15 protein-coding genes, 1 rRNA gene and 1 riboswitch are annotated in these 15,128 nt (G+C 68.2%); of the genes, 3 read left to right on the forward strand and 13 right to left on the reverse strand.

The features are described 5' to 3' along the window. Window positions 1-41: 41 nt before the first annotated feature. Window positions 42-154, forward strand: a 5S ribosomal RNA gene (gene rrf / locus B0920_RS25090). Between the two features lie 253 nt (window positions 155-407). Continuing rightward, window positions 408-1,652 (forward strand): metallophosphoesterase, encoded by a 1,245-nt coding sequence (locus B0920_RS25095; protein WP_179119293.1) that lies wholly within the window; start codon window positions 408-410, stop codon window positions 1,650-1,652. Window positions 1,653-1,658: 6 nt separating this feature from the next. Here the strand turns inward: B0920_RS25095 and B0920_RS25100 are convergent, their stop codons facing one another. From B0920_RS25100 to cobT, 13 genes are all read right to left on the reverse strand, one after another. After that, window positions 1,659-3,113, reverse strand: a complete 1,455-nt coding sequence (locus B0920_RS25100) for a cobyric acid synthase (RefSeq protein WP_078035436.1) — start codon at window positions 3,111-3,113, stop codon at window positions 1,659-1,661. Further along, the gene (locus B0920_RS25105; RefSeq protein ID WP_078035437.1) at window positions 3,110-3,979 is read right to left on the reverse strand and encodes a cobalamin-binding protein; all 870 of its coding nucleotides are present in this window, start codon (window positions 3,977-3,979) and stop codon (window positions 3,110-3,112) included. The genes B0920_RS25100 and B0920_RS25105 overlap by 4 nt, the downstream gene beginning before the upstream one ends. Further along, entirely contained in the window at window positions 3,976-4,956 is a 981-nt protein-coding gene (cobD, locus tag B0920_RS25110) for a threonine-phosphate decarboxylase CobD (protein ID WP_078035438.1), read from the reverse strand. Before cobD ends, B0920_RS25105 begins: the two co-directional genes overlap by 4 nt. Beyond that, a complete protein-coding gene (gene cbiB / locus B0920_RS25115; protein WP_078035439.1) occupies window positions 4,949-5,896 on the reverse strand; it encodes an adenosylcobinamide-phosphate synthase CbiB in 948 nt (315 codons plus the stop codon). The genes cobD and cbiB overlap by 8 nt, the downstream gene beginning before the upstream one ends. Then, window positions 5,890-6,450 carry a bifunctional adenosylcobinamide kinase/adenosylcobinamide-phosphate guanylyltransferase gene (gene cobU, locus B0920_RS25120; RefSeq protein WP_078035440.1) on the reverse strand — a complete coding sequence of 187 codons (561 nt, stop codon included), beginning with the start codon at window positions 6,448-6,450 and terminating at the stop codon, window positions 5,890-5,892. The genes cbiB and cobU overlap by 7 nt, the downstream gene beginning before the upstream one ends. After that, on the reverse strand, window positions 6,447-7,748 hold the full coding sequence (locus B0920_RS25125) for a cobyrinate a,c-diamide synthase (RefSeq protein ID WP_078035441.1): 1,302 nt from the start codon (window positions 7,746-7,748) through the stop codon (window positions 6,447-6,449). The genes cobU and B0920_RS25125 overlap by 4 nt, the downstream gene beginning before the upstream one ends. A gap of 2 nt (window positions 7,749-7,750) precedes the next feature. Continuing rightward, the gene (cobO, locus tag B0920_RS25130) at window positions 7,751-8,377 is read right to left on the reverse strand and encodes a cob(I)yrinic acid a,c-diamide adenosyltransferase (protein ID WP_078035442.1); all 627 of its coding nucleotides are present in this window, start codon (window positions 8,375-8,377) and stop codon (window positions 7,751-7,753) included. Then, window positions 8,374-9,147: an ABC transporter ATP-binding protein gene (locus tag B0920_RS25135; protein WP_078035443.1), complete on the reverse strand. Its 774-nt coding sequence runs from the start codon at window positions 9,145-9,147 to the stop codon at window positions 8,374-8,376. Before B0920_RS25135 ends, cobO begins: the two co-directional genes overlap by 4 nt. 2 nt (window positions 9,148-9,149) lie before the next feature. Continuing rightward, window positions 9,150-10,172 carry an iron ABC transporter permease gene (locus B0920_RS25140; RefSeq protein ID WP_078035444.1) on the reverse strand — a complete coding sequence of 341 codons (1,023 nt, stop codon included), beginning with the start codon at window positions 10,170-10,172 and terminating at the stop codon, window positions 9,150-9,152. Between the two features lie 24 nt (window positions 10,173-10,196). Then, window positions 10,197-12,032 carry a TonB-dependent receptor domain-containing protein gene (locus B0920_RS25145; protein WP_078035445.1) on the reverse strand — a complete coding sequence of 612 codons (1,836 nt, stop codon included), beginning with the start codon at window positions 12,030-12,032 and terminating at the stop codon, window positions 10,197-10,199. 69 nt (window positions 12,033-12,101) lie between these two features. Continuing rightward, window positions 12,102-12,323, reverse strand: a riboswitch (cobalamin riboswitch). 19 nt (window positions 12,324-12,342) lie between these two features. Next, window positions 12,343-12,882: a histidine phosphatase family protein gene (locus B0920_RS25150; protein ID WP_078035446.1), complete on the reverse strand. Its 540-nt coding sequence runs from the start codon at window positions 12,880-12,882 to the stop codon at window positions 12,343-12,345. Between the two features lie 3 nt (window positions 12,883-12,885). Then, window positions 12,886-13,665, reverse strand: coding sequence for an adenosylcobinamide-GDP ribazoletransferase (locus B0920_RS25155; protein WP_078035447.1), 780 nt, complete (start codon window positions 13,663-13,665; stop codon window positions 12,886-12,888). After that, complete coding sequence (gene cobT / locus B0920_RS25160; RefSeq protein ID WP_078035448.1) at window positions 13,666-14,700, reverse strand: nicotinate-nucleotide--dimethylbenzimidazole phosphoribosyltransferase; 1,035 nt, start codon at window positions 14,698-14,700, stop codon at window positions 13,666-13,668. A gap of 110 nt (window positions 14,701-14,810) precedes the next feature. Here cobT and B0920_RS26425 point away from each other — a divergent pair, with 110 nt between their 5' ends. Beyond that, window positions 14,811-14,945, forward strand: coding sequence for a hypothetical protein (locus B0920_RS26425; RefSeq protein WP_267873425.1), 135 nt, complete (start codon window positions 14,811-14,813; stop codon window positions 14,943-14,945). The last annotated feature ends 183 nt before the right edge of the window (window positions 14,946-15,128 follow it).

Below are 15,128 nucleotides of genomic sequence, written 5' to 3' on the forward strand. Positions count from 1 at the left end.
CAGAGCCGTAGCGAAAACCGCTGCGACTCGTACAAGTTATGCCTGATGACCATAGCAAGTCGGTCCCACCCCTTCCCATCCCGAACAGGACCGTGAAACGACTTTGCGCCGATGATAGTGCTGCAACTAGTGTGAAAGTAGGTTATCGTCAGGCTAGTTATATGAAAAAGCCCGCTCAGTGAACTGAGCGGGCTTTTTTGCTTTGCGGTGACCGGGAAAGCGAACAGCTCGGCGCGCAGTTCGTCGCACTGCCACCGGCACTAGCAGAACTGTCAGGTTTCCCCCAGCCGCGCATCTCTTTGCCGATAACAAAGGCTACACTTCCGGCTTTCATAACGGGGATACCGAGGATGAGAAAACTGCGCGTTATTTCACTGTATGCACTACTCGCGCTCACCACTCTCGCGGTGGCCCTCCTTACTGTCGGCCTGTACCACGCACGCATCGAGCGCACCCAGTCGGGCGCGCACAAACGCCTGCTTATCCCCCTCGCCGGCACCTCGTTCGGCATCGACACCTATGCCGGCACCGGCGACGCCGTCGCCATGCCGGGATTCCTGGACGGCCCGGTCGTTCGCCGCGCCTCGAACGGCGAATGGAACGCCGTCTGGTATTGCGAAGACAAGGTCTATCACCGCATCGGCAAGGACAGCGAACTGTTCATCGAATGCGGTGGCAAGCAGATCGCCTATCCCGTCAACCGCTCGCCGCGTGTGCCGCACCCGGTCATCGCCACGCCGGGCAAGATCGTCGTCCTGAGCGACATCCAGGGCGATGCTTCTTATCTGGATGCCGCCTTGTCCTCGCTCGGGGTGACCAACCACGATGGGCAGTGGAACTTCGGCCGTAACCATCTCGTCATCGCCGGCGACGCCGTCGACAGCGGGCGCGAGGTCTTTACCGTGCTCTGGAAGCTGTACCGGCTGAGCCTGCAAGCCCACGATGCCGGCGGCGCCGTCCATGTCGTCCTGGGGAACCACGAGCAGTACATGTTGCGCGGGAATACCTCCTACGCCGATCCCGACCACCTGTACGCCTTGAACCAGATGGGCGGCCAGGCCAACGCCTTCGCCGCCGACACCGTCATCGGGCACTGGCTGCGACAACAACCGGTGATGCTGAAGGCTGGCGACACCCTGATCGCCCATGGCGGCATCAGTCCCCAGGTCGCCGCCACCGGACTGGCGCTCGAAGAGATGAACACTGCCATGATCCGCTATTGGAACGGCACGTTGGCGACACCGGCGGAACTGGACGCCATGCTCGGCCCTGCGGGACTGACGCACTACCGCGGCTATTTCGAGGACGGCGGCGAGCGCTACGCGCTGGCGACCAGGGAGGAGGTGGAGACGGTGCTGCAGCGTTTCGGCGCGACCCGGATCGTGGTCGGCCACACGCAGGTCGATCGCGTCAGCAGCTTCCACGACGGGCGGGTATGGAACGTCGACGTCAACAGCAAGGAGGCGCAAGACCAGGCGCTGTTGATCGAGGACGGCCGCCTCAGTGTCGTTTCCACCGGAGTGGCGCGCCGCCACGAGCAATCTCCTCGGACGGAGCGCGCCTTCGCGATCGGCGAGGCCCATGACTGGACCATGCTGGCTGGCCTGATCAGCTCGAACTTCGCGCTCTCGCGCCTCGTCCGCTCTTACTAGGCGCGGCTAGCGCAGCGCCACCAGGTTGGCGAACATCTCTTCGGCGGCATCCGCGATGCGGTCGAGACTCGCCTCCCGCAGCGCATTCGTGTCCACACGCGTCTCGCTGTGCAGGCCTGCCCAGCGCAACAAGGCCTGGCAGGCGTCGGGATGATCGAACAGGCCGTGCAGATAGGTGCCGAGGACCTGGCCGTCGGCCGATACCGCACCCTCATGGCGGCCGTCGATGATGAAGGCCGGCCTTTCAAACGCGGCGCCGGTCGACACGCCCATGTGGATCTCGTAGCCGTCCACCCGCGCATCCGCTCCGTCGTCGAAGGCGCAGACACCGCTCACCTGCGCGAGCCGTTTTTCCTGCGCCATCTCGGTGTCGAGCTCCAGCAGCCCAAGCGCCTGCGTCGCGCCAGCGCGGCCTTCCACACCGTGCGGGTCGGCCACGGCACGCCCCAGCATCTGGAAACCACCGCACACGCCGATCAGCTTTCCGCCATAGCGCAAGTGGCGAGCCAGTTGCTGCGGCCAGCCCTGCTTCCTGAGCCATTCCAGGTCCCCGCGCGTGTTCTTGCTCCCCGGAAGGATGATCAGGTCGGCGACGGGAATCGGCTCGCCTTCGCGTACGAAGCGCAAGTCGACCTCGGGGTGGGCGCGCAGCGCGTCGAAGTCGGTGTGGTTGCTCATGCGCGGCAGGCTCGGAACGACCACACGGAACTGTCCGCGCCCGGATTGTGCCGGCTGCACCGCGTCCTCGGCGTCGAGGTAGAGCCCGTGCAGGTAGGGCAGCACGCCGAGCACCGGCTTGCCGGTCTTCTGCTCCAGCCATTCCAACCCCGGCTCCAGCAGCTTGATGTCGCCGCGGAAGCGGTTGATGACGAATCCGATCACGCGCCGGCGCTCCGACTCCGAAAGGCAGGACAGGGTCCCGACCAGATGGGCGAAGACGCCGCCGCGGTCGATGTCCGCCACCAGGATCACAGGACAGTCGACCGCTTCCGCAAAGCCCATGTTGGCGATGTCGCGGTCGCGCAGGTTGATCTCCGCCGGGCTGCCCGCGCCTTCGACGATCACCGCCTCATACTGGTCCGACAGGCGGCGATGCGACGCCAGCACCGCCTCCATCGCCACCAGCTTGTACTGGTGATAATCGCGCGCATTCATCTCGGCGCGTGCGCGGCCGTGGATGATCACCTGGGCGCCGATGTCGCTCGAGGGCTTGAGCAGCACCGGGTTCATGTCCGTATGCGGCGCGATTCCAGCGGCCGCGGCCTGCAGGGCCTGGGCGCGGCCGATCTCGCCGCCGTCGGCGGTGACCGCGCTGTTGAGCGCCATGTTCTGCGGCTTGAACGGCGCCACCCTCACGCCGCGCCGCTTGAGCAGGCGGCACAGGGCCGCCACTACCGTGCTCTTGCCGGCGTCGGAAGTCGTCCCCTGCACCATCAGGGTCGAATATGGGAAGGCGCTCATTTCGCGCGCCGCTGGCGGGCCAGCTCGAGCTTCTCGCACAGGGCGGCCGTGCCCAGGACCATGCGCGGACCGGCGCGGTTGAGCAGGTCGCCGTCGAGCGTAAACAGATTGTCCTTGCGGACAGCGTGCATGGTGCCGTAGGGCTTCCACAGGCCGACGCCGCCGTAGTTCTTCTCGGCCGTGCCGAAGATCACCTCCGGATCGGCCTGCAGCACGCTCTCCACCGACACGATCGGCGCCGTTACCGTCAACTTGTCGAAGATGTTCTCGCCGCCGCACAAGCGCAGCGCGTCCGTGATGATGTGCTTGCCGCTGAGGGTGTACAGCGGCTTGTCCCACACCTGGTAGAAGGTACGCACCGGCGGGCGGTTCGCATACCTGGCGCGCAGGCTGACCAGTTGTTGGCGCAGCTGGCTGGCGTTGGCCTGGGCTTCGGCTTCCGTTCCCATCAGAAGGCCCAGGCGCACCACGTTATCAGGGATGTTGTCGAGTGTTTGCGGATCGCTCTGGAACACCGGCACGCCAAGCTGCTTGACCATCTCGATCTGGCGCTCGGAGCTGTTGTGCATCCAGGCGATGATCAGGTCGGGCTTGAGCGCGATCACGCGCTCGATGTCGATCTCGCGGTTCGAGCCGATGCGCGGAATGCTCTTGGCCGCCTCCGGGTAGTCGCTGTAGTTCACCGCGCCGACGATGCGCTTGCCGCCGCCGGCCGCGAACAGCATCTCCGTCACGTGCGGCGCCATCGAGATCACGCGTTCGGCCGGTTTGGCCAGCGTGACGGTGCGGCCGGCGTCGTCCTTGACCGTGATCGCGGCCTGCGCCTGGGCAGCCAGCATGCAGGCCAGCAGCATCATCTTCTTCATCGATTTCTCCACTCTTGCAGTGCGCGCGTGAAGCGCGACCAGTCTTCTTCCTGCGCGGGCAAGCCCACGCGGATGCCGCGCGCCGCTTCGCGGAACAGTCTGCACCAGATGCCGCGGCGCGCCATGTGCTCGTGAAACGCCTCAGGCTGCGCTTCCGGCCACCACTGGAACAGCGGCGTGCCGCCGGCGTCTATGCCGTGCGCGCGCAACAGGGCGCGCATGCGCTCGCCGTCGAGGGCAAGCTGCCGCTGCGTCGCCTCCTGCCAGCGGGAGTCGCGCAGCGCGGCCAAGGCGATTTCCTGGGCCGGACCGCTGACGGCCCAGGGCCCGAGCAGGTCGGCCAGGCCGGCCAGCAGCGCTTCTTGCGCGGCGACGAAGCCCAGGCGCAGGCCGGCCAGCCCGAAGAACTTGCCGACCGAGCGCAGCACGATCAGCCCCGGCTGCGCCGCATGAGGGGCGACGCTGAGCGCCGGCGCGGTGTCGCCGAAGGCTTCGTCGACCACCAGCCAGCCACCGCGCGCATGCAGGCGGGACGCCCAGTCGAGCAGTTGCTGCGGCGAGATCGTTTCGCCGGTAGGGTTGTTCGGATTGACGACCACCACCACGTCGCTCTCCCCGACCGCTTGTTCCAGGTCGGCGTAGGCCACGAGCCGGCGCATGTGGCCGTGCAGGCTCCAGTGCTGCGCATGCTCCGCATACGAGGGGGCGGACACCGCGACGCGCGACGGCGGGCGCAGGCGCGGCAAGGCCTGGATCGCCGCCTGCGTACCGGCGACGGGGAGCAGCTGCGGCGCCCGGTAATAGGCGCAGGCCGCATCCAGCAGACGCGGGTCCGGTTCCGGAAGGCGGCGCCAGGCATCGGCCGACAGCGCCGGCGCAGGATAGCCGTGCGGATTGATGCCGGTCGAGAGATCGATCCAGTCGTCGCGCCCGTAGCGCCGCGCCGCGTCGCGCAGGTTGCCGCCGTGTTCAAGCATGGCCGGCGCCTCCCAGCGTCAGCAGCACGCCGGCCGCGCAGACCACCGCCGCCCATAGCAGGGTGGTCTTGAGCACCAGTTGCCACGCGCGCAGGATGTCGGCGGCGCCCGCCGCCGGACCGGTCCCCAAGGGCGGGCGCTGCTCCACTTCGCCATCGTAGACGGCGGCGCCGCCGAGCGAGACGCCCAGCGCTCCTGCGCCGCTGGCCATGACCGGGCCGGCGTTCGGGCTGCTCCAGGCGCGCGCCTGGGTGCGCCAGCATTGCCAGGCGCGCGCGCGGCCGGCGCCGGCCAGCAGCACATAGGACAGGGCGGTCAGGCGCGCCGGCAGGTAGTTCATCAAGTCATCGGTGCGCGCGGCGAAGCGCCCGAAGAGGTTGTAGCGCTCGTTGCGGTAGCCCCACATGGCGTCCAGCGTGTTCACCAGCCGGAACAGCACCGCCCCCGGGCCGCCAGCGACCACGAACCAGAACAGGGTGCCGAACACCGCGTCGTTGCCGTTTTCGAGCAGGGACTCGGCGCTGGCCTTGGCCAGGTCGGCTTCGCTCGCGGTCGCGGTGTCGCGGCTGACGATGCGCGAGGTCAGCTGGCGCGCCTGGACAAGGTTCCCCTCGCGCAGCGCCCGGTAGATCGGCAGGGTATGGTCGCGCAGGCTGCGCAGGCCAATGCAGAAATAGAGCAGCACCGCATGCAGCCACAAGCCGGCGGCGTCGACCAGCAGGTCGAAGAACAGGGTCAGCGGCAGCACCGCCAGCAGCCAGGCCAGGGCGCCGCGCGCAAGTCGTGCATTGCCGCCGTTCAGGCGACGTTCGAGGAAGTGCGCAAGCCTTCCGAAGCCGACCAGCGGATGCCAGCGCCGCGTCTCACCCAGCAGCAGGTCGAGCGCGATTCCGGCCACCAGCAGCAGGGCGATCTCGAGCGGTGACAGGCCGTTCAGCATGGCGCGCCTTTCAGCACCAGCGGCAGCCCTGCGGCGACGAACACGGCGCGGTCAGCCCTGGCCGCCACGGCCTGGTTCAGGCGTCCCGCTTCGTCGGCGAAGCTGCGCGAGATCGCACCCCAGGGCACGATGCCCATGCCGACCTCGTTGGACACGAACACCACGTCGCCCGGCAAGCCACCGTCGAGCAGTTCCAGCAGCGCGGCGCGCTCCGCATGGAAGCGCGGCGGCAGCTCGACCTCGCCGACGTCCGGATACACGCGGCCATCCGAGAACATCAGGTTGCTGAGCCAGAGCGTCAGGCAATCGACCAGCACCAGGCGCTGCGGCGCGCACTGCTCGCGCAGCACGCGGGCGAGCGCCAGCTCCTCCTCGACGGTGCGCCAGTGCGCGGGCCGGCGCTCACGGTGGTGGGCGATGCGGGCCGACATCTCGCCGTCGCCCGCGCGCGAGGTCGCCACGTAGACCACCTCCTTGTTTGACGCCTGCGCCAACTGCTCGGCATGGGCGCTCTTGCCCGAACGCGCGCCGCCGAACACCAGGGTCACGCTCACCGCGGCGCCCCCAGGAACATCGCGGCTACGGCCGCCGGGTTGGACGGGAAGTAGCCGTGAAAATAGGATGCCGTCAGGGCGCCGATACGGAAAACCGCCTCACCCTGCGCGCCGTCGCGCTGCTTGACCGTGTGCGCCTGCGGAACCAGGTCGGAGCGCATGGTCGAATAGTGGAAAGTGTGGCCGCGCAGCTCGCCCTGGGCGGTGGGCATCGCATGCATGCCCAGCCCCGCCAGGCGCGGCTGCATCACGACCTCGCCCTGCAGCAGGCCGGCCATCTGCCAGCGCTGTCCCTGCTTGTCGGTCAGGCCATCGGCGATCGCCATCATGCCGCCGCACTCGGCCACGATGGGCAGACCGTGCGCATGGGCGTCGCGGATCGAGTCGCGCCAGCGCGTGGCCTTTTCCAGCGCCGGACCGTGCAGCTCGGGATACCCGCCTGGCAGGTAGACCGCATCGGCATCGGCAGGCACCGGCTCGTCGTCGAGCGGCGCGAAATACACGAGGCGCGCGCCCAGCTGTTGCAGCAGCTCGGCATTGGCCGGGTAGACGAAGATGAAGGAGGCGTCGCGCGCGATGGCGATGGTGCGGCCTGCGAGCGGCCGGTCCGCCGGTGCGGGCTGCTCCGGCAGCGGCGCCAGCAGCGGCAGCGCGTTCCATGCGGCGTCATCGAACTCGATCTGGTCGGCCAGGGAGTCGAGCATCTGTTCCACTTCTTCTACCTCGCCCGGGACCACCAGTCCAAGATGGCGCTTCGGCAGGCGCTTGTCCTGGCGCGGCAGGGAACCGATCAGGGGAATGTCGCGCAGCGAGGCCTTGACCATGGCCGCGTGACCGGCGCTGGCGACGCGGTTGGCCACCACGCCCGCCATCTGCACCGGACCGTAGTCGCGCAGGCCCTGCGCCACCGCGCCGGCGGTCTGTGCCATGGCCGAGGCGTCCAGCACCGCCAGCACCGGAATGCCGAACTCGCGCGCCAGGTCGGCCGCCGAGGGCGCGCCGTCGTACAGCCCCATCACGCCCTCGACCAGGATCGCGTCCGCCTCGCGCGCGGCCTCGCCCAGCCGGCGGCGGCATTCCTCCGCGCCGACCATCCACAGGTCCAGGTTGTGGACCGGGGCGCCGCAGGCGCGTTCGAGCAGCATCGGGTCGATGAAATCGGGGCCGCACTTGAACACGCGCACGCGCTTGCCCGCGCGGACCAAGCGCCGCGCCAGCGCCGCCGTGACCGTGGTCTTGCCCTGGCCGGACGCCATCGCCGCCACCAGGACCACCCTTGCTCCGCAGCCGGCGGCCATGGCTACCACTCCGTCCCGGCCTGGGCCACGATGCCCGCCTTGAAGGCGTGCTTGACCACGTTCATCTCGGTGACGGTGTCGGCCACCTCGACCAGCTCGGGCGGCGCGCCGCGGCCGGTGATCACCACGTGCTGCATCTCGGGACGGTCGAGCAGGTCGGCGATCACGGTGTGCACGTCCAGGTAGCGGTACTTGAGCGCGATGTTCAGTTCGTCCAGCACCACCATGCCGTAGTCCGGATCGCTCAGGAAGCGCTTGGCCAGTTCCCAGGCTTCAAGCGCCTTGGCGATGTCGCGTTCGCGGTTCTGGGTTTCCCAGGTATAGCCTTCGCCCATCGCGTGGAAGCTGACTTCGTCCGGGAAGCGGCGCAGGAAAGTCTCTTCGCCGGTGGACATCGCGCCCTTGATGAACTGGACCACGCCCACCTTCATCCCGTGGCCGAGCGCGCGCGCCACCATGCCGAAGGCGCTCGAGCTCTTGCCCTTGCCGTTGCCGGTGTTGACGATGATGATGCCGATCTGCTTGTCGGCGGCGGCGATCTTGGCGTCGATCACAGCCTTCTTGCGCTCCATGCGCTGGCGGTGGCGCTCGTTCAGTGCTGCGATCTCGTCTGGAGTCATGGTGTTCATGGTTGAGCCTCAAGGGGAATGAAGATGCGGCGGCCGCCATGGTCGAGCATCTCGATCGGGTGGCCGAGGTAGTCGCCCAGCAGCGCCGGCTGCATGGTCGCGTCGACCGTGCCCGCCTGCCAGCGGCCATCGCCCATGAGCAGCAGCGCATGGGTCGAAATACGGTGCGCCAGGTTCAGGTCGTGGCCGATCATGACCACGGTCTTGCCCTGCTCGCGGCACAGGCGGGCCAGCAGGGCCATCACGCTCACCTGGTGCGCCAGGTCGAGGGCGTTGGCCGGCTCGTCGAGCAGTAGCAGGGGTGTTTCTTGCGCCAGCATGGCTGCGATCGCGACGCGCTGGCGCTCGCCGCCGGACAGGGTGCGCACGTCGCGCGCGGCGAGATCGGCGACTTCCATCGCCTCCAGCGCGCGCACGGCGGCATGGTGGTCGTCGCTCCCTTCCCAGTAACGCTTGCCGTGGTAGGGATGGCGCGCCGACAGCACGGTTTCGATCACGCTGTAGGCGAAGGCGTCGTGGCGCGACTGGGCCAGGTAGGCGCGCTCGCGCGCCAGGTCGGCCGGATCCCAGTCGTCCAGCGCGCGGCCGCCGATGCTCACGCGGCCCGCGTCCGGGCGGTGCAGGCCGGCCAGGGTGCGCAGCAGGGTGCTCTTGCCAGCGCCGTTGCGGCCGATGATGCTCCAGCACTCGCCGGGAGCGACGCGCCAGTCCAGGCCGTCGATCAGGGTACGCTTGCCGGCGCTCAGGCGCAGTTGGGAGGTCTGGATCATGCTCACTTCCTGAGCCGATGGAGCTGGTAAAGGAAGACCGGCGCGCCGATGACCGCCGTGATGGCGCCCACCGGCAGCTGCAGCGGCGCCAGGATGGTGCGCGCCAGCGTATCGCACAGCACCAGGAAGCTGCCGCCGACCAGCACCGCCGCCGGCACCAGCACGCGGTGGTCGGGGCCGAAGGCGAAACGGCAGGCGTGCGGCACGATCAGCCCCACGAAGCCCACCGAGCCGGCGCTGGTGACGGCGCTGGCGGTGAGCAGGCCCGAGACGAAGAACAGGCCCTTGCGCAAAGGGCCCACGCGCACGCCGAGCGTGGCGGCCGTGTCGGCATGCAGGGCGACCACGTTCATGGCGCGCGCGCTGCGCATCGCATAGAACACCGAGCCTGCCAGCACCACCCAGGGCGCCAGGCGCAGGGGCGCGCCGGCCAGGTCGCCGATCAGCCAGAACACCATGCTGCGCAGCCGGCCTTCGGGCGCGATCGACAGCATCAGGGTGATCAGGGCGCTGCACAGGGCGGACAGGATCACGCCGGTAAGCAGCAGCATCGAGGTTCCGCCCTCGGCCGCCAGGCCGCCGCGCAGGTCGCGCCGGGCCAGCAGGTAGAGCAGCATCGAGATGGTGACCGCGCCGACCAGGGCCGCGCCGTCCACCACGGCCGCGCCGCACATCATGAGCAGGGCCGCCAGCGCGCCCACCGAAGCGCCGGAGGACACCCCCAGCACATAGGGATCGGCCAGCGGATTGCGCAGCAAGGCCTGCATCATCACGCCGGCCAGGGCCAGGGCGCCGCCCGTCACGAAGGCCATCAGCGCGCGGCTGGCGCGCAGCTCGAGCAGCGAGGCCGGCAACGACTCGGCCTTGCCCGCGGCGAGCTCGCGCAGCGCGCCCGGCATGTCCGCCAGCGGCACCCGGATTGAACCAATCATGCCCGAGAGCAGGAGGCTGGCAAAGGCGCAGGCCAGCAGCAGCCCGATGACGAGCAGGGCGTGCTGGCGCTGTGAACGGGCGGGAGGATGCATGCTTGGCCTTGTCGTATAGCCCCGTCAGTGGATGCCGTAGCGCAGGGCAGCGAACCAGGTGCGGCCACTGGTGCCGTAGCTGCGGGCGAGCTCGTACTGCTTGTCGGCCACGTTATTGACCCGCACCAGCAGCGACAGCTCCGGGGTGAACTGCCACGTAGTGTACAGGTTGAGCAGGCCGTAGCCGCCCAGGCGGCGCGCATTGGCCGCGTCGTCGTAGCGCTCGCCCGACAGCGTCCACTCGGCGCCGGCCTTCACTGTGCCGAAGCTACGGTCGGCGGCGAAGCTCGCATGCTCCTTGGCGCGGCGCGCCAGGCGCTTGCCGGTGGTCTCGTCGCGCGGGTCCTGCCAGTCCAGGTTGGCGCGCAGGTTGACGCCGGCGATGCGGGTGCTGCCGCCCAGGCTCACACCTTCGAGCTGGGCTTCGTTGACGTTGTAGGCGCAGCTGCGCACGGCGCGGTCCGGGCAGGGCGTGGCCGAGACGATCATGTCGGTCAGGCGGTTGCGGTAGTAGCGCGCATCGAGCTGGACCAGGCTGCCGTCGTAGCGCAGGCCGAGCTCGCGGTTGCGGCCTTTCTCCGGCCTGTTGGTCGGCAGGCCGTAGCCCGGGTAATACAGCTCGTTGAAGGTCGGGGCGCGGAAGCTGGAGCCGACGCTGGCGGTGGCGCGCAGGCCGTTGCCGAAATCGTAGCCATAGCCGGCGGCGCCGGTGTTCTTGTTGCCGTACACCGAGCGGTCGTGGCGTGCGCTCAGGTCCAGCAGGTGGCTGCCGCGCTTGGCCGAATAGGCGGCCGCATAGGCGTTGGTGATGCGCGAGCGATTGATCGCGCTGCTGTCGACTTCCTCCTTGCGGTGGCTGTAGAGCAGCTGGAGGGTGTCCGGGCCGATGGCGATGTTGTTCTGCCAGCTGAACTCGTCCTGCCGGGTATCGATCTGGCTGGCGCCTGAGCCCGCGGCGCTAGTGAAGTTGCCGCCCTTGTCTTCCGAGCGCGCGTATTGCAGGCTGCTGCGCCAGTTCGGCAGGATCTGGTTGGTCATGAACACGGCTGCGGTGTTCAGCTCCTGGTCCGTATAGGTGTTGAAGCTGGAGGCGCCGCTGTCGTACTCGCTGTACAGACGGCTGAGCAGGAACTGCGCGCCGATCTCGTGGCCCGGGGCCAGGGTCAGGGCGACGCGGCCGTTGGCGTCGCGGCGGCGGTAGCCGTCTTCGTCCGCGTTGAACGCGGTAACGCCCGGGCGGGTGGCCGAAAAGCCGTCCGCATCCTCGTAACCCGCGCCCAGGCTATAGCTGACGGCGTGCTCGCCGCTGGTCGCGCCGCTCACGCCGGCCTGCGCCTGGCGCGTGCCGTTGCTGCCGGCGCCGACCGACGCGCTGATCGCCTGGCCTGCCACGCCCTTGCGGGTAAAGATCTGGATCACGCCGCCGACGGCGTCCGCGCCGTACAGGGTGCTGAGCGGGCCGTACACGACTTCGATGCGTTCGATCGAGGAGAGGGGAATCGCGTTCCAGCTCGCCGCGCCCGTGGTCGAGGAGCCGATGCGCACGCCGTCGAGCAGGACCACCACCTGGTTGCTGTTGGAGCCGCGCAGGTAGACCTGGGTGGTCGTGCCGGCCGGGCCGTTACGGGTGATCTCGATGCCGCGCTGGCGCTGCAGGATGTCGGCAACGGAGCCGGCGCCCGAGCGCGCGATCTCCTCGGCATGGATGACGGTGGTGTCGGCGATGACGTCGGCTGCCTTCTGCGGCGTGCGGTTGGCGGTGACGACGACGGTGTCGACGGATTGCGCGGACGCGCAGGAGGAAGCGATGGCGAGCGCGAGCGACACTGCGGCCGCTTGCCGTGTTACGGGAAAATTCATGAACAGTTTTCTATCAATGGACAACCAGCCGACGTCCCCGTGGGCCAGATTGAACAGGAACGCGCCGCTGGCGCATTCCCACCTTTTGGCCGGTATCCGGGCTGGCAAGTGTGGCCGTCAGACCTTCCCATGCACAAAGCACAGTGGTCGAGGAAGACGGTTTGCCGCGTGACGCGGCACTTGCTTACCGTTGCGGGGGCAGCACACGTTGGCCCTGGAGAAGAGCGCCGTGTTTCCCGTTTAACTGCGCCTGTGAATACAGGCGCGAGCACCAAAACCCCGTCATTATACGGACTCGCGCCCAGCCTTGTCAGGCTTTCAGCATCGTCACTTCGGCGTAGGCGATACGGTGGGGTGTGCGGGCGGCGCGCAGCGCGGCTTCCTCGAGGCTGCCGCCCTGGCGCAGCGAGGACAGCAGGCGGATGGTGCCGGCGTGGCAGACGATGAGGGCGCGGTCGAGGCCCTGCGCGTGCAGGTCGTCATGGAAAGCGGCGACGCGCGTGGCCACGTCCATGACGCTTTCGCCGCCGCCAGGGCGGTAATGCAGCAGGTCGGCGTTCCAGGCGTCGACTTCCTCGCGCGGGATGTCGTCCCAGCTGCGCATTTCCCATGCGCCGAAGTGCATCTCGGCCAGGCGGGCATCGAACAGCGGCGCGGGCGAAAGACGGCGCGCGAGTTCGGCGCAACGTGCGAGCGGGCTCGCGTAGACCGGCAGGCCGTCGCGCGCATGGACCGACAGCGCCTCGACCGCCGCGTCGATGGCGCCATCGGCGGCAGGCAGGTCGCTGCTGCCATAGCACAGCCCTGCGGCGACCGCCGGCTGCGGATGGCGCACGAGGATCAGCTGCATGGTTCAGGCCAGCGTGCCCTGGCCGAGCGTGGCCAGCACCGCCATGTAGATGAAGACTTCGGCGAGCTGCTGGACGGCGCCAAGGCAATCGCCGGTGTAGCCGCCGAGGCGGCGCGCGAACTTGCGCGCCAGCCAGAGGGCGGCAAGCGTCGCCGCCAGCAGGGCGGCAGCGCAGGCGGCGACGCTCAGCAGGCCTAGCACCACCAGCGCTGCGGCGGCCAGCAGGACGGTGGCGAAGGCGATGGCGAACTCGCCCTTGCTCATGCGCTGGGCGAGCGGCTTGGCCTTGCCTTCGGCGCGCGCATATTCCATCTTCCAGATGAGCGAAGTCGCGGCCAGGCGCGACAGGGGATGGGCCAGCAGAAGCGCGCCGATGGCGCTGGACGGCGGCAGCATCGCCAGGGTGGTGCATTTCGCGATCAGGATGCAGACCACGCCGATGGCGCCATAGGCGCCGACGCGGGAGTCCTTCATGATCTCCAGCGCCCGCTCGCGCGTCATGCCGCCGCCCAGGCCATCGCAGGTGTCGGCGAAGCCGTCTTCATGGAAGGCGCCCGTGATATAGATGGTGGCCGCGGTGGCCAGCACGGCGGCGACCGGCGCGGGCAGGAACAGCCCCGCGGCCGCGTAGACCGCTGCGGCGATCGCACCGACCACCAGCCCGACCAGCGGGAAGTAACGCGAGGCGTGATTCAGCCACGCCGCCTCGAAGCCGACCCAGCGCGGGATCGGCAGGCGCGTGAAGAACTGCAGCGCGACGAAGAACAGGCGCAGCTGGTGCATTTAGTCGGCGCGATTGCTGACCTGCGCGGAGGCGAAGGTCGCCATCTCGTTCAGGAAGTTGGCGGCGGCGTGCAGCAGGGGCAGGGCGAGGGCGCTGCCGGTGCCTTCGCCCAGGCGCAGGCCCAGGTCGAGCAGGGGCTGCGCGCCGAGCTGCTCCAGCATCAGCTTGTGGCCGTTCTCGCCCGAGCAGTGCGAGAACACGCAGTAATCGAGGATGGCAGGCTGCAGGCGCGCCGCCACCAGCAGGGCGCTGGTGACGATGAAGCCGTCGATCAGCAGCACCTTGCGCAGCTCGGCGGCCTTGAGCATGGCGCCGGTCATCATCGCGATCTCGAAGCCACCGAAAGTCGCCAGCACGGCCAGCGGGTCGCTCGCATCCGCATGCAGGGCGGCGGATGCGGCGATGACCTCTTCCTTGCGCTGGATGCCGGCTTGCGACAGGCCGGTGCCCGCGCCGACGCAGCGGGACAGGGGCAGTCCGGTGAGCCTGTGCATGATCGCCGCGGCCGCCGTGGTGTTACCGATGCCCATCTCGCCGAAGCCGAGCACGTTGCCGGGCAGGTCGCGCACCAGGGCCATGCCGTGTTCGAGGGCCGCCGCGCATTCCTGCGCGCTCATCGCCGCTTCCTTCGCGAAGTTGCGGGTGCCTTTGGCGATCTTGCGGTCCAGCAGGCCGGGGCGTTGGCCGAAATCGTGATTCACGCCGGCGTCGACCACGTGCAGGGCGCACGCATTCTGGCGGGCGAACACATTGATGGCCGCGCCATTGGCCAGGAAGTTCTCGACCATCTGCCAGGTCACGTCCTGTGGATAGGCGGACACGCCTTCAGCGACCACGCCATGGTCGCCGGCGAACACGACGATGGCCGGCCGGTCGATGCTGACTTTGGTCGAGCGCTGGATCAAGCCCAACTGCGAGGCCAGCGACTCCAGGCGGCCGAGACTGCCAAGCGGCTTGGTCTTGTTATTGATGGCGTCGAGCAGGGCCTGCGCCAGCTTGTCGTCGGCGGTCGGGTGGATGGTCGGAATGTTCATGAACAGATAAGAAGGTCGGAAAGGCGGCGGGTACGATAGCACAATCGCAAGCGTTGCAAGCCGGCGGGCGCTTTGCTATAGTCTCGCTCCCTCGACGCAGGCAGCGCTGGATGGCGATGACAGCGAAGGGGGAAGAAAAAGAAGTTGACGAGGAACGCAAAACACCGCATAATCTCGCTTCTCTGCTGCTGACGAACACAACGCTTCGTCAACAACGCGGCAAGACAGAACACGAAGCTCTTTAACAATCAACAGTCGATAAGTGTGGGCGTTTGATGAAGGTGCCAGTGACCTCGGTCACTGATTACTTAAATTATCAAATGTTCACAAAAAATACGAACCTTCTCGAAAGAGAAGAATCGTCAGTATTTTGAGTGAGCGACCCGCTAGCAATAGCGGTGGCAGCAATGCCAACAAACAGAGATTGA

Source organism: Massilia sp. KIM, from assembly GCF_002007115.1.
GTDB lineage: Bacteria > Pseudomonadota > Gammaproteobacteria > Burkholderiales > Burkholderiaceae_D > Telluria.